Raw genomic sequence first — 23,121 nt, forward strand, 5'->3', positions numbered from 1 at the left:
CATTTTACTTCATAAGGGTTAATAACGGTTGCGTTAAGAGTAATAATTCTTAATTTACTAACTTATCTTAGCACCTTGAATAATCCTGAAAACACAGCATCTAATTCTCCAGTAAAACGAAAGTATCGTTGGTTACGCAGAACGCTACGCGTATTGCTTACCATTATTATCTTTTTGGTTTTCGTAATTTTATTTATTAAAAGTTCTTTTGGTCAAAACATTATTGTAAACAAAACAACGAACTATATTTCTAATAAAACAGGGACTAAGGTTGAGATCAAAAAGCTGTTTATCACTTTTGATGGTAATCTTCAACTCAACGGACTTTATCTTGAAGACAAAAAAGGAGATACGTTGGTCTATTCAAAATCGTTAGAAGCCAACATACCAATTTGGCAAATGATAAAAGGTGAAAGTATTGGAGTTGATGCCTTAAATTGGGACGGATTACGTGCAAATATTGTAAGACATGACTCAATAAATGGTTATAATTTTCAATTTCTAATTGATGCATTCGCAACTACAAATACTACAAGCGTCGCTAGCGATAAGGCTTCCACTCCACTCCAACTAGTCATTGGTAATTTAGACTTTAATAATATAGATATTGTTTTTAACGATGCTGTAGCTGGTATAGATTCTAGATTTAAGATTGGCCATTTAATTGCCAATATGAATACTACTAATGTTGAAGACATGATTTTTGATGCATCGACTATAGAAATAAACAACTCCAATATAAAGTTTATTCAAAAGCCTGTAGCCTTAGACACTACATCTTCAAATGTGCCTCTTCCTAAATTTACTTCAGAGCATATTGCTTTAAATAATGTCATAACCTATTACGAATCACAAGCAAACGGAATCATTGCTGATGTCAATATTTCGGAATTTTCAACCAAAGCACCAAATTTAAATTTAGCAGACAATAATTTTAAACTAGACTTAATTTCGCTGAAAAATTCAGAAATTAAAATAACCACTGAAGCACCAATTAAAAATACAGGAGAAGTAGACAAAACAACAAATAACTCAATTTTTATTTGGCCTCAGATTGAGTTGGACATTTCGGCAATAGATTTTGAAAAAAATAAAATCAGTTACAGTGCTGGCAATGCTAAAACAAAAGAAAATGTTCTTAATCCTAATGCTATATCGCTTACCCAATTAACGCTTCAAGCTAAAAACATCTTACTAAAAGATAAAAGTGCCAGCCTAAACTTAGAACAATTTAAGTTTTATGAAGCTTCAGGTTTAAATCTAAAACAATTGGCCGTTAGACTTAAAGCAAACGACCAAAGCTTAGAATTAAATGATTTAAACTTTCAATTAAATAACAATATAGTCAATGGATTTGCTTCATTAAGTTACGAGTCAGTGTCACAGTTAATAGACTCGCCAAATAAGACGAAAGTTAATCTTAATTTGCCAAGTTACCAAGTGTCATTATCAGACATATTTAAATTTCAACCAACGTTAAAGGACAATGCATATTTAAGTACGTTAAGCCAAAAAGAAATCAAAGGTCAACTAAAAGCGTCCGGCACTTTGGCCTCTATAGATTTAAATAAGGCTGAAGTTATTTGGGGAAAATCAACAAAAATAACTACTTCTGGCTCACTTCAAAACATAACAAATACGGATTCTTTATATTTTAATATTCCAAAATTTTCGTTGGTAACAACGCGAACAGATATTGCTAATTTTATAAGTGAAAAGGATTTAGGAATTAATGTTCCAAAAGCTATTGAATTAACTGGCACACTAAATGGTAGCATCACTAATATTGAAACCAAAACAGAACTCATCTCATCTCAAGGCAATATAACTATCGATGCTCGCTTAAAAAACGAAAATATTATTACATATAATGCAGACGTATCAATTGCAGATTACCACATTAATGAATTGTTAAATGATCCGCAATTTGGCACTTTAAGTTTAAACCTAAAATCCGAAGGACGAGGAAACGATATAAATACACTCAATGCTAATCTTGAGGCTACCATTTTAGAATTTCAGCTAAACAATTATGCCATAAAAAACTTAGATCTAAACGGTAAAATTAAAAATGGAACTGGGAATATCATATCCAAATACAAAGATGAAAATCTAAATATTGATTTAGATGCTTTAGTGGTTTTAGACTCAGTTAAACCAGAAGCTAACGTAAATTTAAATGTCATTGGTGCAGATTTACAAGCGCTTGGCTTAATGAAACGTAATATAAAAACTGCCATGCAAATTGAAGCAGATTTTAAAGGTAATGGCGAAAATTATGAAGCTAATGCAAGCATAGACAATGGTGTGGTAGTTTATGACAACAAAAGCTACTTACTTGGTAATGTAGACGCTTTTGCGTTTGTAGATAAGGATACAACATCCGTCACTGTAAGGAATAAAATAATAAATCTAGACTTACAATCTAACGCTAACCCTCAAGCCTTTAGTACAGCGATAAAAAGACATATTTTCAGTTATTTTTACAGAGATGAAGTAGTGTCTGATACCATTTCAAACTACGTAAACTTAAAACTAGAAGGAAAAATATCTGAATCGCCATTAACCAATGAAGTTTTTCTTGTAAACATCAAGGATTTGGACACTGTAAATCTAAGTGTAGATTTTAATGAAAAAGAACGAAAACTTGCAGCCAACATTACAGCTCCTCATATTAATTATAGTGGAAATACATTAGACAGTTTAGCCTTTTCAATGGACACTAATATAGATAATTTTAATTTCAATCTTGGGTTTAAAAATATATCTGCAGGACCATTAGATGTGCCCAAAACCATTATAAAAGGTAGACAATCTAATCATGAATTACATTTAGATTTTTTAGGCTTCCATAACGGAGAAAAACTAATGAATGTGAATACTAACTTATCAGGAAGCCGAGAGCGCTTAGTATTTTCTGTTGATCCAGATAGCTTAATTCTCAATAAGCAAAAATGGACTATTCCTCAAAACAATGAAGTTGTAATAACCGATAAAAATTTAGATTTCAACGCATTCAAAATCACTAAAGACAACCAATCTATAGAGCTTACGGACAAACTAAACAGTATTACAAAAGAACATATTGCAATCACTTTTAAAGACTTTAATATCAATGAGGTTTTTAATTATTTAAGTCCCAATGCAGAATTAGCAACAGGAAATTTACAAGGGAATTTTATCCTAGAAAATCCTTTTACAAAAACCGGAATTATTGCTGATCTTAATATTGAAGAATTCAAAGTATTAAAAACAGACTTAGGCATTCTGAGTATTAATGGAAATTCATTAGGTGAAAACAACTATGCTTTTAACGCAGGCTTAAAAGGTGGCGATATAGATTTTGATCTTGTAGGTGATTACACCGTGAATAATACTGTGGCGAATTTAGACCTTAATTTTGATATTAATGAGTTTAAAATGAAAGCACTAAATACGCTTTCATTGGGAGAAATTAAAGATACTGATGGTAGCTTTTCGGGTAAATTTAAACTCACAGGAACAACTGAAGATCCACAATATACTGGCTCCATAATTTTTAATAACGCTGGTTTTAACGTTGCCAAACTTAATTCTAAGTTCACTATGGCGAATGAAAAACTTAATGTTGATAATAATGGACTATCAATGTCTAATTTCACTATTAAAGATGAAAACAATAATGCACTAGTACTTTCTGGTGAGATTGGCACTGAAAATTTAATTAATCCAACTTTTGATTTAAATGTAGAAGCAAAAGATTTTCAAATACTAAATGCTACAAAAGATGATAATGAAGCCTTTTATGGCAAAGCTACTTTTAATGCTGACGCTAATTTAACTGGCGATTTGCAAATCCCAAAATTAGATGCAAAACTTACTGTAGGTTCTGATACTGATTTCACTTACATTATGCCATCCGCAGTTGCTAGCGTAGAGGAACGCGATGGTGTTGTTGTTTTTGTAAACCGTGAAAATCCTGATGCTATCCTTACACAAACTGAAGAGCAAACAGCCACTATAAAGGGTTTTGATATTTCTACAATGCTTAATATTGGAAAAAACGCTTCAGTAACTGTTGTTATTGATGAAGAAACAGGAGACAATTTTAAGGTGTCTGGTGAAGGCGATTTTATTTTTACAATGAATCCAAATGGTCGCATTACGCTAACCGGAAGTTATGAAATTTCAGATGGACACTATGAATTAAATCTCTATAATTTGGTAAACAAAAAATTTCTAATAGCAAACGGAAGTAAAATAACATGGTCTGGCGATCCCTTTGACGCTCAACTAAATGTACAAGCAATTTACAACATAGAAACATCTGCTTTAGGGCTGATGGCTTCTCAACTTTCAAATGCAACTTCTACTGTAAAAAACAAGTACAAACAAGTATTACCTTTTAATGTATACCTTAATATTGATGGAGAATTACTTCAACCTAAGATTGCATTTAATTTAGACATGCCGGAGGACGACCAAGGCGCTATTGGAGGACAAGTTTACGGACGAGTACAACAGATTAACCAGCAAGAAGGAGAACTTAATCGTCAAGTGTTTTCTTTATTAGTTCTTAATCGTTTCTATCCAGATTCTGGTAGTGATGGAAGTAGTGGTGGTTTTGCAACCATAGCACGCGATAATTTAAACGATGCTGTTTCAGATCAATTAAACACCTTTTCTAATAAGTTATTAGGCAACTCAGGTGTAGAACTTGATTTTGGCCTCAATAGTTACACCGATTACCAAGGTGATTCACCAACAGACAGAACACAGCTAGATATTGCTGCACAAAAAAAATTATTTAATGATAGATTAACTGTTAGAGTTGGTAGTGAAGTGGACATACAAGGTAGTAGCAGTACAGATGGAGCAACACCTTTAATTGGTAATGTAAGTTTAGAATATACATTAACTGAAGATGGAAGATATATTTTAAAAGGGTTTAGAAAAAGTGAGTTTGAGAACGTAATTGATGGTCAAACCATTGTAAGTGGAATTGCCTTGATATTTACTAAAGAGTTTAACCAATTTAGCGAACTTTGGCAAGCAATGCTTCAAGCTAAAAAAGAACGAAAAGAACAACGCGAAGCTGACGAAAAACTTGAATTAAAACAAGAAGAAACAGATCGAAGTATCGAAAACAAAAAGAATTAGACTTGAATAGATTTTTAAAACATATTATTCTAACAATCCTGGTTATAACAACACTATTCTCGTGTAGTATAAAAAAATATATACCCGAAGGTGAAAGATTATACTCTGGTGCAAACGTTGAAATAAAATCAGATTCTTCTGTTGTCATTTCTAAAAACTTAAAACCAGAACTTGCAACTGTTGTTAGACCTCAACCCAACTCAAAGTTTTTGGGCATGTATCTGGGTTTGTATTATCATTATAAAGCACAAAATAAAAATCCAGGATTCATAAATAGATGGCTAAATAAAAAAATAGGCGAAGAACCGGTATATCAATCTGATGTTAAACCCTTTGAAGTTGAAGAAATATTACGAAATAGGCTAGAAAACAAAGGTTATTTCTACAGTTCATCATCTTCTTCTTTTGAAGAAGATGAATTAGAAGCGTCTGTGACCTACAAGATTAATATTAAAAAAGCGTATCGATTAGCAAGTTTTAAAATTGATTCAATGCCAACACCTTTGTACAGCGATGTACAAAACATAGTGAGTAATTCTCCTTTTAAAAAAGACACACGTTTTGATTTAACATACATGAAATTAGAACGACAGCGCTTAGATTCAGAATTAAAGAAAAGAGGGTATTACAATATGAATTCTGATTTTTTCATTTTTGAAGCAGACACCAATCAGTATGACAATAAGCGCTATAATTTATTTTTAAAACTCAAAGCTGAAGTTCCTAAAAAATCAAAAATACCTTACAAAATAAATAGAATTAACATCTATCCAAATTACGACTTACAAGATTCTACACATTCTAAAATGGAGCGATTTAATGATAAAAACTACTATCAAGATTCGCTATTTATAAAACCAAAATATTTAGACAAATACATTACACTAAAAGAAGGCGAATATTATAATCCCAAAACCTCAAAGAATACAGCCAGACGCTTATCTACGTTAGGAAGTTACAAATACGTGAATATTCAATATAAAGAAATTGATTCTTTACAAACCGATAGTTTAGGCATGCTAGAAGCTAATATTTTTCTATCACCTTTAACCAAACGCGCTATAAGAGCAGAACTACAAGCCGTTACAAAATCTAATAATTTTACAGGCCCTAATCTCGCTCTAACATACAGTAATAGAAATTTATTTAAAGGCGGAGAAGTTTTAAACATTAGTGGTAATGTTGGTTACGAAGTACAATTTGCTAGTGGAGACAATTCAAATTTAAGTAGTGTAGAGTTAGGATTAAAAGCCGAAGTCATATTTCCTAGAGTACTTTTTCCTTGGAAATTCAACGAAAACTTCTTTGAATATTCTATACCAATTACAAAAACGAGTTTAGGTGTAAATTACCTAAGTAGGAGCCAATTATACACCTTAATTTCTGGAAGTGCTCTTTTTGGTTACTCATGGAATGCTAATCGTTATATAACTTATCAGTTTAATCCTATTTCAGTGAATTATACAGAACTCACAAAAACCTCAGCGGAATTTGAAGCCATTTTAGATGAAAACCCATTTCTACAACAAAGCTTCGATCAGCAGTTTATTCCTGGCATGACCTTTTCTTTTACTTACAATGGGATGGTAGATTCAAATAAAACTAACCAATTTTTTGCCAATGCCACATTAGATATCGCAGGTAACTCCGTAAGTCTTTTTGATAAGGAAACTGAGCAAAATGAGCCTAATACATTTCTTGGCTTACAGTACGCACAATATGCAAAAACCGATATTGAAATAAGATACCATTACAATTTTGGTAAAAACAAATCACATACACTCGCTACCAGATTATTTGCTGGTTATGGTTTGCCTTACGGAAACTCTGAGATCATTCCATATGTAAAACAATATTTTTCTGGTGGACCTTATAGTGTTAGAGCCTTCAGAATTCGATCTCTAGGACCAGGAACATATAACTCAGAAAATGACGAAAACAGTGACAATACCTATTTTGATCAAACAGGAAACATACGATTAGAGGCAAATGCAGAATATCGTTTTCCATTGTTTTCATTTTTTAAAGGTGCTATTTTTGCAGATGCAGGTAATGTTTGGAACTCAAAAGCAAATCCTACATTTGATGGTGAAGACAAGTTTACCTCCAATTTTATAAATGAATTGGGAATGGGAGCAGGTTTTGGTTTACACATCGATGTGCAAGGTTTTGTAATTAGGTTTGATTTAGCTGCACCATTTCATGATCCGACAGAGAACGAAGGAAATCGTTTAGATTTTAAAATAGACGAACCTATTCTTAATTTTGCCATTGGCTATTCGTTTTAAGACAAAGTGAAGTTAATCTTGGTTCTTGGTTCTTGGTTCTTGGTTCTTAAAATTATTCAGTCGCCATTCTATTCTCAAAAATTTAATACCTTTAGTAAAACATAAATTTTCAAAAATTAGACCCACAATATTATATGACAGATAAAAAACAATTCATGCATGAAGCTGTAAGGGCTGCCTTAAAAGGAATGAACAACAATGAAGGAGGACCATTTGGTTGCGTCGTAGTAAAAGACGGAAAAATTGTAGGACGAGGTAACAACAAAGTAACCTCAACCAACGATCCAACAGCACATGCCGAAGTTACAGCCATTAGAGATGCTTGTAAAAATTTAGATTCGTTTCAATTAAACGGTTGCGAAATTTACACCTCTTGTGAACCTTGTCCAATGTGTTTAGGTGCTATTTATTGGGCGAGACCAGACAAAGTATATTACGGAAGCAACCAAGTCGATGCTGCAAATATTGGCTTTGATGACGAGTTTATTTATAAAGAAATTCCATTACCCTACGAGAAAAGAAGCATTCCTTTTGAGCAACTAGCCAGAGACATTGCTTTAGAACCGTTTCAAGAATGGAGTAAGAAAGCGGATAAGACTGAGTATTAGTTTTAAATAATTTGAAAAATATTTATCTTTTAACAATTGCGGTCATTTTTACAACTGCTTCTTGTAAATCTAACCCAAAATATTCAGAGTATGATGAGTCTGATTTTTATGAGGTGCAAGGAGTCATAACTTCTGCAGTCCAAAATGACAATTCATTTGATAATTCAATAGTTAAGAATATTAGTTATTCTTATTTTTTAGATCGTGAAAATCCTAAAAAGGGAATTGAAAAGAATTTGGAAATATTTGAAGCAAAAAAAGGATATCCTTTAATAGTACTTGTCCATAAAGATAACGAAGACATAAGCTTTTATGGCAGAGTTGGCATTCTTGATAGTATTAATGAAAATGAAAGGGCATTTTTAAGAAAACATATTAACCATGAAATCAAAAAATTGAATTTAAGAAAATGAAAGCCATCATCATTAATAACAAAATCAACTTCTTTTTAATGATTTTTTCAATTCTTCTCTTGTTGAAATTTTGGATTGGCATATTTTCTCATGATGAATTTAAAGGTCATCATCTTTTCATAAAACATAGACCTATTTGGAAAACATATTTTTATTCGCCTCGTGGCATGAGTGATTTAAAATTATCAGAAATGTCAAAAGAAAAAAAGCATGAACAGACATTATTTAATGAGTTCATAATACGTAATCAAAATTTATAATTAAAATTGATAACCTTCATCCTAAACAATAAAACAATAACCACTTCAGAGAATTCTGGAATGACCTTATTAGATTTCGTACGTTACCAACAACGTCTCACAGGCACCAAAATTGGTTGCCGCGAAGGCGATTGTGGTGCTTGCACATTACTAGTTGGCACATTAGAAAACCATACTATAGAATACAAAAGCATAACCTCTTGTATTTCGCCATTAGGAAATGCACATGGTAAACACGTTGTAACAGTTGAAGGCACAAATCTAACAGATAAATTAACCACTGCACAAGAAGCGATGAAATCAAATTATGCCACACAATGCGGCTTTTGCACACCTGGTTTTGTAGTAGCGCTCACTGGTTTTGCATTGTCAAATTCAGAAAACAATTACTCTAATGCTTTAGATGCTATTAGTGGAAACATTTGTAGATGTACAGGTTACAAGTCTATCAAAAAAGCAGCACATCAAGTTGTTGAAAAATTAGAACATAAAGGAAAGCAATCGATTGATTGGTTAATTAAAAACGAATTTATTCCTGAGTATTTTAAAACTATTCCAAAACGTTTAAAAGATTTAGAAGCACAAGATTTAAACCAATCAAAAGGAAAATTTGTTTCTGGCGGAACGGATTTATATGTACAACAAGCAGACCTTTTAATTGATAATAAGGTTCATCTAATTGCCGAAAAAGACTATCTAAAAGGCATCGCGATTGAAAACGGAGTTTGTACCATTGGAACAAACTCAACCGTTTCCGATTTATGGAATCATACCGAATTGAACCACTATTTTCCAAATTTAAAAAAGCATCTTAAACTAGTCTCTTCAGAGCAAATTAGAAACATGGCTTCCTTTGGTGGTAACTTGGTTAATGCTTCGCCAATTGGAGATATGACTATTTTCTTTTTAGCCTTAAATAGTACTATTACTATTTCAGATGAGAATAATAAAGAACGTAAAATTTCGCTAAAAGATTTTTATCAAGCTTACAAAACTTACGACTTACAGGAAGGCGAACTTATTAAAAATATCAGTTTCAAATTACCAACAAAAACAACATTCTTTAATTTTGAAAAAGTTTGTAAACGAACCCATTTAGATATTGCAAGTGTTAATTCTTCAATTCATATTACTATAGAAAAAGATGTCATTTTAGAAGCACATATTGCTATTGGAGGAGTTGCTGCAATTCCTAAATACTTGCACAAAGCATCGGCTTTTTTAACAGGAAAATCATTAACATCAGCAACTATTTTAGAAACTAACGCCATGCTTCAAAATGAAATTAGTCCAATTAGTGATGTTCGAGGTACAAGTGATTATAAACGCTTATTAGCAAGACAATTATTCTTTGCGCATTTCACGACCTTATTTTCAGAGCAATTCACATTAAACGATTTTATTCAACATGCATAAAAACACAGATAATAAAATCCTAGATTCAAAATTAGATGCTGTTTCAAAGTCTCTAAAAAAGAGTATTAAAAACCTCGATTCTTATACACATGTTCGTGGAGAATCTTTGTACGTAGACGATGTAAATATTAGGCAAGGTACTTTTCACGCTGTGGTTTTTGATTCGCCAAAAGCACACGGAAAAATTAAAAGCATCGATTATTCTCAAGCCGAAGCCTTACAAGGTGTAGAACGAATTTTTACATATAAAGATGTTCCTGGCAAAAACGAAATTGGCGGAATTATTCCTGATGAACCGTTATTCGCAGAACACGAAGTCCATTTTTGGGGCATGCCAATTGCACTAATCGTAGCAGAATCTGAATTTATTGCGAGAAAAGCTAGAGATTTAATAACAATAGATATTGAAGAACTTCCTGTAATTACAACGGCAAAAGAAGCGAAAGCAAAAGGCAGTTTTATCAATGCACCACGTTCTTTTAGTCTAGGAGATACTGATAAAGCATTTGCAGATTGCGATTATATTTTTGAAGGCGAAACGTTCTCAAACGGGCAAGAACATTTATATATTGAAGCGCAAGGTGCGTATGCAGAACCTTTAGAAAATGGCAATATAAAAATCACGTCTTCTACACAAGGTCCTACTGCTGTGCAAAAAACAGTGGCTCAAGTTTTGGGTGTTGCCATGCATAAAATTGAAGTTGATGTCACACGACTTGGTGGTGGATTTGGTGGTAAAGAAGACCAAGCAACACCTTGGGCTGTAATGGCTGCATTAGCAACCTATCATTTAAACCAATCGGTAAAATTGATACTGAATCGTCACGATGACTTACGTATGACGGGAAAACGTCATCCATACGAAAGCACTTATAAAATTGGCTTAACCAAAGACTTAAAAATCTTAGCGTATCAATCTGAATTTTTACAAAATTCTGGTGCTGCAGCAGATTTATCGCCAGCCATTGCAGAACGAACTTTGTTTCACGCTACCAACAGTTATTACGCACCAAACGTAACTACAAAAGTATTAAGTTGTAAAACCAACTTACCACCAAATACAGCTTTTAGAGGTTTTGGCGGACCACAAGGTATGTTTGTTATTGAATCTGCTATTGCAAAAGCAGCTCATAAAATTGGTGTGAGTCCGAGAGAGATTCAAGAAGCTAACTTACTAGATGAAAACGACACCTTTTCTTATGGTCAAATTGCTAAAAAAGTAGAAGCAAAAAACACATGGCATTCAGCAAAACAATTATTTGATATTGAAACTTTAGAACAAGAGGTTTCAGATTTCAATAAAAAAAATACTGCATTCAAAAAAGGACTATCGTTTATGCCAATTACATTTGGTATTTCCTTTACCAATACACCAATGAATCACGCACGTGCTTTGGTTCATATTTATTTAGATGGAAGTATTGGTATTAGCACAGCTGCTGTAGAAATGGGACAAGGTGTAAATACCAAGATGATGCAAATTGCAGCTGATGTTTTCTCTGTTTCAATAGAACATATTAAAATTGAAACCACTAATACAACTAGAGTTGCAAACACCTCGCCTTCTGCTGCGAGTTCTACTGCGGATTTAAACGGAAAAGCAACTTTAATGGCATGTAATGCTTTACTAGATCGACTAAAAAATGTGGCAGCCACACATTTAAAAGTGCGACCAGAAGCCATTGTGTTAAAAGATGAATTCGTTTATATAAATAACGACAAAACAGAAGTTGAATGGAAACATCTGATAAGTATGGCGATGCTAGAGCGTGTCGCATTAACCGAAAATGCACATTACGCCACACCAGAAATTCACTTTGACAAAACCAAAGAAAAAGGACATCCATTCGCTTATCATGTATACGGAACAGCGATTACAACAACAACTATAGATTGTACGCGTGGAACTTATGAATTTGACGCTGTGAAAATCGTTCACGATTATGGAAAAAGTATGAGTGAAGGTATTGATTTAGGTCAGGTTGAAGGTGCACTAATCCAAGGCATTGGTTGGATGACCATGGAAGAAATTGCCTATAATGAAGATGGACGTTTATTATCAAATGCTTTGTCTACTTACAAAGTTCCTGATATTTTTTCCGTACCAAAAACAGTTGAAGTAATTCCTGTTGAAACGGAAGGAAACGACATGGCTATTTTAAAATCGAAAGCCGTTGGCGAACCACCTTTAATGTATGGCATTGGTGCTTATTTTGCGCTTCAGAATGCCATTACAGCTTTTAATCCAAAATACGATTTAGAGTTTCATGCGCCAATGACACCTGAGAAGGTTTTGATGGCATTATATAAAAAATAAATTCTTATCGCACTACACTACAAAAAATCGAACATTACAAAAGGCGCACTAATCTACAGTGCTGGCGACACTATCGCTGCACTTCTGTTAGATGAATTTTCTTGGATGCGCTTATTAGGAATGGTATTGGTTGGTGCTAGTTTTTACGCTTTTGAAATCCCAAATTATTTTGATTGGATTGTAAAAAAGACACATTTCTTAAAAGGAATAAAAGCAACTTTAACCAAAACGGGTTTAGCTATTGCCTATTTCAATCCGCTTTGGATTGCAAGGCATTTACTCTTTATTAAATTATTTTCAGGTCAGTTTGAAGCTATTGGCTTCAACCTCTTAGATATTGCCTTTTGGTCTTTTCTAGTCAATATTCCAATTTCATTTATAGCTAATTATTTAATTCAAAATCGCTTTAAACTAAAGTGGAGGTTTTTAGGAAGCGCCATATTTTCAGCACTAATGGCAATATATTATGCTTTAAGCGAAACCATTTTCAGCTAGAACACTTTATTCGTTTTTAGTGTAATAATGCACTTGTATTAGTTGAGCAACGACACTAATAGCAATTTCCTTTGGTGTATTTCCGCCAATATCTAAACCAATTGGACAAACTACATTACTCATACCTTCTTCAATATTTAGATCGTTAATAAGCATATTATTAAAGCGCACTTTTTTCGTTTTGCTACCAATTAAACCCAAAAATTTTGTTTCGTTTTGTAAAGCCATAGCTATAATATCAAAGTCTATTGCATGGTTATGAGTTAACACTAAAACATAACAATTATTGCCCCATTTTACAACATCCTTAAAGGTTTTAAAATCAGTTTCAGAGGTTTGATGCGTCTTAATAGTTTTATCTAAATCGAGACTAGACAACCAACTATCTCGAGAATCTAATAAATTAACTTGAAAAGGTGTATCCACTAATAATTTTGCAATTTCAACACCTATATGGCCTGCTCCAAACAAAAATAATTCTGGCGATTGATTCATGGGTTCTATTATAAATTCTACTTTTCCTCCGCAACATTGTTCAAACTCTGGACCTAAAGTATATGTTGATTCAATAATTCTATTTTCATTCAAGGCAACAATAGCTTCTTCTATGGCCAAAAATTCTAATTTCCCACCACCAATTGTTCCATAAGTTTTTTTATCACTGGTCATTATCAATCGAGAACCAACAGTACATGGTGTAGAACCTAAACATTTTGTAACGGTCACTAACGCAACAGGAATTTGCTTTTGTTTAAATTCGGCTAAAAGAGTAATCCAATTTTGCATCTACAAGGTTAAAAGAAAATTAAAAGTAATACTTTTTGAGTTTGACATATATGAAATTGAACACAATTGCATCCTTTAAACGTAGATCCTCATACCATTTTATTTTTTTTGACCTAAATTTGGTTTTATGAAACACCTCTTCATCGTCATCTTTATTTTTTCCTATGTCTTTAGCTCTGCGCAAAACGTACAAACCTACACGTATGCTGTCAAAGGTTTAGACACACTTAAAATGGACGTTTATAAGCCAGAAAACATAAAAGAAACAGACAGTTTACCTGTTGTAGTTTGGATGCATGGTGGTGGATTTTCTGGTGGAAGTCGCGCTGGTACAGACGAAACAAACATTGCTAATTTTGCCACTTCAAAAAACTACATTGGTATTTCCATTTCTTATCGTCTATTAAGAAAAGGTATCAAAACGGGATTTGGCTGTAAATGCTCTAAAGAAGACAAACTCTTTACCTTTAATCAAGGTGTCCTCGATTTTTTAGATGCCACCCAATTTATATATGATAATAGTGACACTCTACAAGTAGATACTAGTAAAATAATTGCAGCAGGAAGCAGCGCAGGTGCAGAAATTATTCTACATACTGTTTTTATGAAACGATTTTTCTTGTCTAACGATACGGCTTATGATTCCATTAAATATGCTGCAGCTATTTCTTTTTCTGGTGCCATTTTAAATAGTGAAGATATTATAACTACTAATGCTATACCTACTGTACTTTTCCATGGCACAAACGATACCACAGTACCTTTTAGTACAGCACCACATCACAATTGCCAACCCAATAAAGTGGGTTATATGATGCTAGATGGACCTAACACTATTGTAAAAAAACTTGAAGAATTAGAAACGCCATATTATTTCAATATTGTAAAAGGAGGTGCTCATGAAGTCGCTTCGGTTAACAGTAATGATTTAGATGATATTTTCTACTTTTTAGATAAAACTGTAAGAAAAAATGATGTTCTTCAAATCACTGAATATTCCTTACCAAAACTAACAAAATACTAATCGATAAAATTAATTTCAAATTTTGTTATGTCTTTGAAATCATTTCGACAAAACAATTTTTGATTCAAATCTTAAAAAAACACTATATGTCTAAACCATATTACGACGCTGCAGATTTACGCAAATTTGGAAAAATTACAGAATGGAGTGAAGAACTTGGCAACAAATTCTTTGACTATTACGGAAAAGTTTTTGAAGAAGGCGCGCTTACTGCTCGTGAAAAATCATTGATTGCTTTAGCTGTAGCGCATACAGAACAATGTCCTTATTGCATTGATGCGTACACTAAAGATTCACTTCAAAGAGGTGTAACCAAAGAAGAAATGATGGAAGCCATACATGTTGGTGCTGCTATCAAAAGTGGTGCAACCTTAGTACATGGTGTACAAATGATGAATAAAGTAAATAAATTAGATGGTTAACCTTAAAACCGAAAACTAATTTGTTACGTAAGAATTTTATAAGATAATTTAATTAATGGCAACAAAGTCCCTAAAAAAACTAGGAAGCGATTTAGCACAAAGCAACAAGCAATTAGAAATTCTCTCTAATGGTATTTTTCAGAATGGAGAATTACCAACGTTTAAAGCTAAGATTTCTGAAACGAGTCAATTTCCTTTAAAAGCAAAAAAACTTGAAATTCTGCAAATCAATGTAGGTTACATGTGCAACCAAGTTTGCGACCATTGTCACGTTGATGCTGGTCCGGACCGTAAAGAAATTATGACCAGAGATACTATGAGACAATGTCTTGAGGTGATTAAAAACACTGGCGCACACACATTAGATTTAACAGGAGGCGCACCAGAAATGAATCCCGATTTTAGATGGTTTGTAGAAGAAGCTGCCAAAGCCGGAATTAAAGATTTTATAGTGCGTTCTAACCTTACCATCATTAGAGCCAATAAAAAATATTACGATTTACCTGAGTTTTTTAAAAAACACAACGTACACGTGGTAAGTTCTATGCCACACTGGACACGTGGAAAAACGGACAAACAAAGAGGCGATGGTGTTTTTGATAAGTCAATAAAAGCCTTGCAAGAATTAAATGCCGTTGGTTACGGCATGCCAGGAAGTGATTTACGTCTCGATTTAGTGTACAATCCATCTGGCGCATTTTTACCAGGAGACCAAGCTTCTATGGAAAAGGATTTTAAAAAGGCATTAATGGAAGATTTTGGTATTGAATTTCACAATTTATTTGCCATTACCAATTTACCAATCGCTCGATTTTTAGATTTCCTTATTGCTTCAGAAAATTATGAAGACTATATGTATTCGCTGGTAGAAGCTTATAATCCTGCTGCCGTAGAAAATGTAATGTGTACCAACACCATTTCTATCAGTTGGGATGGATATTTATTTGATTGTGATTTTAACCAAATGTTAGAATTACCAGTAAATAGTAAGTCTAAGCATATTTCAGATTTTAATGAAGAATTATTAGAAGGACGAAATATCGTAATTTCACAACATTGTTACGGTTGTACTGCTGGTGCAGGAAGCAGCTGTCAAGGTGTTGTCGCTTAACCCAATTCCGGCGAAAGCAGGAATCTAGAAAATAAAAGAATCTAAAATATAAGATTCCTGCTGTCGTAGGAATAAAAGATGACCAACCAAACCGCCATATTAATCTTTGCAAATTCTGCAGAAAAAGAATTGATGTCTACATCAAGTTCTTCTGCTGATTTTTTTGAATTGCTTGATACGGAAACGGTAAAAACGGTTAAAAAAACAGGTTTACCTTATTTTCATTATTCTGAAAAGGAACAAACAGGACAGACTTTTGGCGAGCGTTTTACAAATGCTATTGCTACAATTTACAATAAAGGATTCAACCAAGTTATTACACTTGGCAATGATATACCTCATCTTACCGCTAATCACATTTTAAAAGCCAAAGACCAACTAAATCATTCCGATGTCGTTTTAGGACCTTCTACGGATGGTGGTTTTTATTTAATGGGTTTCAAGAAAACGCATTTTAATACAACCAAAATTCAAAATCTTCCTTGGCAAACTAAACAGCTTCGTCATTGTTTAAATTCTGAATTACAGCAGCAACATATAAAAATGGCTTATCTTGAAACCTTATCTGATATCGATGACGCTTCTGATTTTGAACTCATTTTAGAAAGTTTCAAACCGTTAGATTTTAAGATAAAAAAGTTACTCTTAAAACTTCGGAAAACCATACAAATATACTCTAGCTTTACTATTGGTTTTCATGGTAAAACGGTTTTCAAAAAACACTATAATAAAGGTTCGCCTATTTTACTTCATATCTAAAACGGGAATTTAAATTGTTCTAATTCCCACGATTTTTTCATTCAAACCAAAACATCTCAAAAAAATCGCCACACGTTGTGGTCTTAATATGAAGCACATTTACACAGGCTTACTGCTATGCTTATGCTTTTTCAGTAATGCTCAAATTACAATTACCGGAACCGTCACAGATGCGGTTTCTGCAGCACCTTTACCGTTTGTAAACATTACATCAAACACAGGTTTAGGCACTACAACAAATAACGATGGAACATACAGTATTGTCGTGTCGTCTAACTCAGATACACTTACATTTTCGTTTTTAGGTTTTAAATCTCAAACTATTGTGGTTGGCGACCAAACCCAAATTAATATCGCATTACAAGAAGATTCTGCGGCTTTAGATGAAGTTGTTATTACAGCTTTAGGTTTAGAACGCGATACCAAAGAATTAGGTTATGCTGTACAAGCGATTTCCTCAAAAAGTTTAAACGAGGTAAAAACCATCAATTTTTTAGACAACCTACAAGGAAAATTAGCTGGTGTAACCGTTACACAAGGTGCGACAGGTGTTGGGTCGTCTTCTAAAATTACCATTAGAGGCGAAGCATCTTTTTCTAATAACAATCCTTTATTTGTAGTAGATGGTGTTCCCATTAATAACGAAACGGTTTTTAATTTTACGAATGAAGCTGCTGCTGGATTTCAAGAAATTGATTTTGGAAATGGTGGCATGGAAGTAAATCCGGATGATATTGAGTCTGTTACCGTTTTAAAAGGACCAAGTGCTGCTGCTTTATATGGTACAAGAGCCTCAAATGGTGTTATTGTTATAGACACCAAAAATGGCAGTAACAAAAGAGGCTTAGGTATTAGTATTAACACATCATTGTTTGTGGATTCGGCCTTTAGATTACCTGAATTTCAGAATTCTTATGGTCAGGGAAATTCTGGCCAGTTTGGATATGTTGATGGACTTGGTGGTGGTATCAACGATAATATTACCTATTCTTGGGGACCACGTTTAGATACTGGCTTGCTCATTCCACAATTTGATAGCCCTGTGCAATTAGCAAACGGCACTTCAGTAAGAGGTGGAGATATTGCGCTTTATAACGGCTTAGAAATTACAGCAACGCCTTTCGTTTCTAATCCAGATAACCTAAAAGATTTCTATCAAACTGGTACCACAACCATTAATAATATTTCAGTGTCTAATGGATTTGATACCGGAAACTACCGATTATCATTTACTGATTTAAGAAGTGAATCTATAATTCCTGGTGTTAATTTAGATAGACAAACCATTGCTGCTAAATTAAATTTTAATCCAAGTAAAAAGACTGAAATCAATGCTTCTATTAGTTATATAAATTCTAGTAGCGACAACAGACCTTCTAATGGTTACGGAAGTGAAAATGCAAATTATTCACTTGTGGCTTGGGGACCACGCTCTTTAAATATTGAAAATTTAAAGGATTATTGGCAACCTGGTTTAGAAGGCACGCAACAATATTCTTTTAATTATACCTTTTTTGATAATCCGTATTTTATATTAAACGAAAACACCAATGCATTTAATCGGGACCGAATTTTTGGTAATATTTCTATTACACAACAACTCAATAAAAACTTAAACATTTCCTTAAGAACAGGAATGGATTACAGTACAGAAAAGCGTCAATTAAGACGTGCTTATAGTAGCAATCGTTTTAGTAACGGTGCTTATGCTGAGCACGATGTAATGTTTAGAGAAGTGAATACTGATTTTTTAATCAACTATAACAATCAATTTAACGACTTTTCTGTGGATGTGTTTTTAGGTGGAAATAGACTCAACCAAACCGCAACAACAAATCAATCGCAGACTGTAAGTTTGGCGCAACCTGGAATTTATAATCTCAATAATGCAGCTTCACCAATTGAAACGTTTCAGTTTGAAAGTAAAAAACGAATCAATTCATTTTACGGCATTTCAAAATTCGGTTACAAGGACTTTCTGTTTTTAGACATTACTGGCAGAAACGATTGGTCTAGTGCTTTAGCAACACCTTTTTCGGTAGATGGAACATCGTTCTTCTACCCTTCTGTATCTTCAAGTTTTATTCTATCTAATGTTACAGAATTACCAAGTATATTTTCTTTTGCAAAGTTAAGAGCAAGTATTGCACAAGTAGGAAATGACACCAGCGCTTACCAAACATCTGGTGCTTTTATATCCCAAACGCCTTACAATAGCCAACCGACGTTTAGCAACCAAGATTTTATTCCAAATTCTAATTTAAAACCAGAACGTACCACCTCTTATGAATTTGGTACCGATTTACGTTTTTTAGATAATAAATTACGTTTAGATATCACCTACTACAATGCCAACACCGAAGACCAAATCATTTCTTTACCTGTAGCTATTTCTTCTGGTTACAGTCAGCAAGTGGTTAATGGCGGCAAAGTGAATACACAAGGTGTAGAAATCATTTTAGGCATTACACCAATACAAACGGATAATTTTAATTGGAATACCACTTTCAATTTTGCCACAAACCGTTCCGTTATTAAAGATTTACCACAATCTGATGGACGATTAACACTCGCATACAGTAGAATTTACGATAGTTCTAACCAAACCGTTTGGTTTCAAGTTGAAGAAGGCGGACGCGTTGGCGATTTCTATGGAACTGGCTATAAGAAAAACGAAAACGGTCAGTTTTTAATTGATGATAACGGCAATTACATTGCTGATGACAATTTGAAAAAACTAGGAAATTACAATCCAGATTTCACATTAGGTTGGCGCAATAATTTCAACTACAAAAATTGGAACCTAAGCTTTTTATTCGATTGGCGACAAGGTGGAGAAATCGTTTCTAGAACACGCGCTTTAGGAAATGTTGGTGGACAATTAGCCGAAACCAGTTACAGACCAGACGATGGTATTATAGCGCAAGGTGTAAATGTTAATACTGGTGCCGCAAATACGGTTGCCATTACTGCAGAAAGTTATTACAGACAGTTTTACGATAGAAACCATGAAGAAAACAATGTTTACGATGCGTCATTTTTAAAACTGCGTCAATGTGCCATTGGTTACACCTTTAATTTTAAAGATGGCTTTTTAGGCTTAAAAGAAGGTGCAGATTTAAACCTGTCTTTGGTAGGAAATAATTTATTCGCCATTACTGAAAATCCACATTTTGACCCAGAACAATTAGCCGTACAAGGCAACGGATTTGTAAGTGGTGTTGAAGATATGAGTTATGCCACAACACGAAGCATTGGTTTTAAAGCCGGATTTAATTTCTAAAATAGTACGATGAAAAAATTTATATATACCATTTCAATTTTAAGCTTAATTTTTACAACAAGCTGTACCAAAGATTTTGAAGATATCAATACCAATCCTAACTCGCCAAGTTCAGTACAACCGAGTTTATTGCTGCGACAAGTTATTTACGATTTTGGCGAAAACATGAGCTACGAAGGTTTTGTGGCTGGAGATTTATTAGCACAACACAGAACCGCTTTAGATTTTAATTTATTTGATAGACATGCTTTAAAATCACCACAATTAGGTGGTAATCCTTGGCCTATATTTTACACCAATTTAAGAGATAATGAAATCACTTTAAACCAATCGCAAACTGTGGAGACTTTTGCAGTTTATGAAGGTCCTGCGTTAATTTTAAAAGCTTATATGACAGCTGGCTTAACCGATTTATTTGGAGACGTTCCTTATTTTGAAGCCTTTAATGGTGTTGAAGGTTCCGTTACACCAACCTATGATTTACAAGAAGATATTTACCTCAACGATAACGGTATTTTAGATAATTTAGATAAAGGCATTGCAGCCATCGAAGCCTATTCCGATGCTATTCCACTAGAAGGCGATATTTTATTTAATGGCGATTTAGACGCTTGGATAAAATTTGCAAATGCCTTAAAAATTAAACATTTGCTTCGTATTTCAGATAAAGTAGATGTTTCAAGTAATTTACAAACCTTGTATGATGAAGGAAATTACATCACTTCAAACAGTGAGAATGCTATTTTCAACTTTACCAATACAGACCCAAACAGTTTTAGATTAGCACAATTACGCATTGGAGATTTCAACAATTTCGTGTTATCTGAAACTATGGAAGACATCTTATTAAATTTAAACGATACGAGAATTTCAAGTTTATTTCGTCCGTTTTCTAATTCAACTACAAATGAATATAACGGATTATTAAATGGCATTGATGCGTCTTCTACCTCTATTGCCTTAGCCGATTATTCGTTAGCAAGCACAGCTTTTAGAGAAGACACATCCACTTTAGATGCTAATTTTATTACCGCTTGGGAAGTACAATTTGCTTTAGCAGAAGCGGCTGCCAGAAACATAATTTCGGCAGATGCACAAACCTTATACAATAATGGTGTTATTTTAGCATTTGAGTATTGGAACACGGAATTACCAGCGGATTATTTAACTGGTCCTGCAGCTTACAATGCTTTTGGGTCAAATCCAATAGAGCAAATTTTGACTCAAAAATGGATTGCGAATGTTATTAATGGCTATGAAGGTTGGATAGAATACAGAAGAACAGGTTTCCCAGAATTACAAACTATTTCTGCGAGTTTAAATAATGATATCATTCCGGTAAGAATGCCTTATCCTGCGGAAGAAGAAGCTTTAAATTTTGAAAATTATAGTGTTGCTGCATCTGCAACCGACAACAATAGTATTAATGTTCCAGTGTGGTGGAATGAATAAAAACGTATGGATATAATTGACTGGCAATGGCTTTTAATAGTTGCATCGAGTGTTTTGCTCTTTGTGCTTTCGCCATTAGCTAAAACTACTGACCAATTTTTTAAGGCGGTTCATAACCGAAAAGCGCCAAATGCTTTGGTGCTTACTGGTAGCCTTATTATTTCTTGGATTTTTGCTAAGAGTATTACCAATGCAGCAAATTTAGGCTTAAGCTTTGGTATTGTTGGTGGTGTGGCTTATGCTGGTTACTATTTATCTTTTGCTGTGGCAGGTTTATTAATTTATAAGATTAGAACCGTTGGTGGTTTTAAGAGTATTCATGAATTCCTGACGAGCAAATTTGGCAAAGGCGCCATGGCCTTATTTTCAATTTTAATTGCCATTCGTTTGTTTAATGAAGTTTGGAGTAACACCATGGTTATTGGTAGTTATTTTGGAGACATTGGCAGTTCAGCCTACTACAAAGCCATTATTGTTTTTACAGTACTAACCTTAGCCTATGCGATTAAAGGCGGATTGAGTAGTTCTATTTTTACAGATGTCATTCAAATGGTATTGTTTAGCATTTTATTGTTAGTCATTCTTTGGAAAATCTTCTCAGTAGAATCCTTTAGCGTTGGCGATGTTACGTCTTCAGGTACATGGAGTTTTGAGTTGGGTTTAAATCTGTTTTTCGCAGCCATTATTCAATCGTTTAGTTATCCCTTTCACGACCCAGTTTTAACGGATAGAGCTTTTATAAGTTCGCCAAAAGTCACGCGTAAAAGCTTTTTGTGGGCAAGTGTACTAGGTGCTATTTGCATTATTTTATTTAGTATTATTGGTGTTTATGCACAAACGCAAGGCTTTACTGGTCAGGCAGCAGTGCAAGTTGGTAAAGCCTTTGGTGTCGTTATATTATTAGTTATTAATTTTATAATGATAACTTCTGCAGCTTCTACCCTAGACTCAACATTTTCGTCATTTTCCAAATTATTAGCAATTGATTTAGGCATGGTAAATGACCTCACTTTTGGGCGAGCGTCCATGGCTGCTATTGCCATTTTAGGAACTTTGCCTATTTTTCTTGAAGCTGAAATATTATCCGCAACCACCATCTCTGGAACCATGGTTATTGGCTTAACACCTATTTTTCTATTCTGGAAAATGAAAGTCCCAAAAATCAGTTTTTATCTGAGCGTTATTACAGGATTGGTATTTGGTTTCTTATTGGTATTTAACGTATTTCCTGAAGCCTTAATTTTTACAGAAGGGAAATATGCCGACTTGCTATGGGTAAATATTTGGGGCATTTTAAGTTGTAATATTTTATATTTCATACCGAAATGGTTGAAATCAAATCAATAAG

General features: G+C 33.7%; 15 protein-coding genes. 14 read left to right on the forward strand and 1 reads right to left on the reverse strand.

What is annotated here, in order from left to right; all coding sequences use genetic code 11:
- The first annotated feature begins 75 nt into the window (after positions 1-75).
- The 7 genes from Q0891_RS12395 to Q0891_RS12425 all read left to right on the forward strand — a co-directional run bounded on the left by Q0891_RS12395 (position 76) and on the right by Q0891_RS12425 (position 12,936).
- Positions 76-5,139 (forward strand): translocation/assembly module TamB domain-containing protein, encoded by a 5,064-nt coding sequence (locus Q0891_RS12395; RefSeq protein WP_299102053.1) that lies wholly within the window; start codon positions 76-78, stop codon positions 5,137-5,139.
- 2 nt (positions 5,140-5,141) lie between these two features.
- Positions 5,142-7,427 carry a BamA/TamA family outer membrane protein gene (locus tag Q0891_RS12400; RefSeq protein WP_299102055.1) on the forward strand — a complete coding sequence of 762 codons (2,286 nt, stop codon included), beginning with the start codon at positions 5,142-5,144 and terminating at the stop codon, positions 7,425-7,427.
- A 134-nt stretch (positions 7,428-7,561) separates the two neighbouring features.
- The gene (locus Q0891_RS12405) at positions 7,562-8,035 is read left to right on the forward strand and encodes a nucleoside deaminase (protein ID WP_299102057.1); all 474 of its coding nucleotides are present in this window, start codon (positions 7,562-7,564) and stop codon (positions 8,033-8,035) included.
- An 11-nt stretch (positions 8,036-8,046) separates the two neighbouring features.
- Positions 8,047-8,448 carry a hypothetical protein gene (locus tag Q0891_RS12410; RefSeq protein ID WP_299102059.1) on the forward strand — a complete coding sequence of 134 codons (402 nt, stop codon included), beginning with the start codon at positions 8,047-8,049 and terminating at the stop codon, positions 8,446-8,448.
- A gap of 266 nt (positions 8,449-8,714) precedes the next feature.
- A complete protein-coding gene (locus Q0891_RS12415; RefSeq protein ID WP_299102061.1) occupies positions 8,715-10,124 on the forward strand; it encodes an FAD binding domain-containing protein in 1,410 nt (469 codons plus the stop codon).
- Complete coding sequence (locus Q0891_RS12420; protein ID WP_299102063.1) at positions 10,117-12,441, forward strand: molybdopterin cofactor-binding domain-containing protein; 2,325 nt, start codon at positions 10,117-10,119, stop codon at positions 12,439-12,441. The genes Q0891_RS12415 and Q0891_RS12420 overlap by 8 nt, the downstream gene beginning before the upstream one ends.
- 105 nt (positions 12,442-12,546) lie before the next feature.
- The gene (locus Q0891_RS12425) at positions 12,547-12,936 is read left to right on the forward strand and encodes a hypothetical protein (RefSeq protein WP_299102064.1); all 390 of its coding nucleotides are present in this window, start codon (positions 12,547-12,549) and stop codon (positions 12,934-12,936) included.
- 6 nt (positions 12,937-12,942) lie between these two features.
- Here Q0891_RS12425 and xdhC read toward each other — a convergent pair whose 3' ends face one another.
- Positions 12,943-13,722, reverse strand: coding sequence for a xanthine dehydrogenase accessory protein XdhC (gene xdhC, locus Q0891_RS12430; RefSeq protein WP_299102066.1), 780 nt, complete (start codon positions 13,720-13,722; stop codon positions 12,943-12,945).
- Positions 13,723-13,849: 127 nt separating this feature from the next.
- On the opposite strand from xdhC, the gene Q0891_RS12435 reads away from it, so the two are divergent.
- The 7 genes from Q0891_RS12435 to Q0891_RS12465 all read left to right on the forward strand — a co-directional run bounded on the left by Q0891_RS12435 (position 13,850) and on the right by Q0891_RS12465 (position 23,120).
- Positions 13,850-14,746 carry a carboxylesterase family protein gene (locus tag Q0891_RS12435; RefSeq protein ID WP_299102069.1) on the forward strand — a complete coding sequence of 299 codons (897 nt, stop codon included), beginning with the start codon at positions 13,850-13,852 and terminating at the stop codon, positions 14,744-14,746.
- Between the two features lie 86 nt (positions 14,747-14,832).
- Complete coding sequence (locus Q0891_RS12440; RefSeq protein ID WP_092445017.1) at positions 14,833-15,168, forward strand: arsenosugar biosynthesis-associated peroxidase-like protein; 336 nt, start codon at positions 14,833-14,835, stop codon at positions 15,166-15,168.
- A 55-nt stretch (positions 15,169-15,223) separates the two neighbouring features.
- A complete protein-coding gene (arsS, locus tag Q0891_RS12445; RefSeq protein ID WP_299102071.1) occupies positions 15,224-16,279 on the forward strand; it encodes an arsenosugar biosynthesis radical SAM (seleno)protein ArsS in 1,056 nt (351 codons plus the stop codon).
- Between the two features lie 78 nt (positions 16,280-16,357).
- Positions 16,358-17,038, forward strand: a complete 681-nt coding sequence (locus tag Q0891_RS12450; protein ID WP_299102073.1) for a DUF2064 domain-containing protein — start codon at positions 16,358-16,360, stop codon at positions 17,036-17,038.
- An 88-nt stretch (positions 17,039-17,126) separates the two neighbouring features.
- Positions 17,127-20,321: a SusC/RagA family TonB-linked outer membrane protein gene (locus Q0891_RS12455; protein WP_299102075.1), complete on the forward strand. Its 3,195-nt coding sequence runs from the start codon at positions 17,127-17,129 to the stop codon at positions 20,319-20,321.
- A gap of 9 nt (positions 20,322-20,330) precedes the next feature.
- Positions 20,331-21,773 (forward strand): SusD/RagB family nutrient-binding outer membrane lipoprotein, encoded by a 1,443-nt coding sequence (locus Q0891_RS12460; protein ID WP_299102077.1) that lies wholly within the window; start codon positions 20,331-20,333, stop codon positions 21,771-21,773.
- Between the two features lie 6 nt (positions 21,774-21,779).
- Positions 21,780-23,120 (forward strand): sodium:solute symporter, encoded by a 1,341-nt coding sequence (locus Q0891_RS12465; protein WP_299102079.1) that lies wholly within the window; start codon positions 21,780-21,782, stop codon positions 23,118-23,120.
- Position 23,121 lies beyond the last annotated feature (1 nt).

The sequence above is a fragment of the uncultured Winogradskyella sp. genome, from assembly GCF_947498005.1.
Lineage (GTDB): Bacteria > Bacteroidota > Bacteroidia > Flavobacteriales > Flavobacteriaceae > Winogradskyella.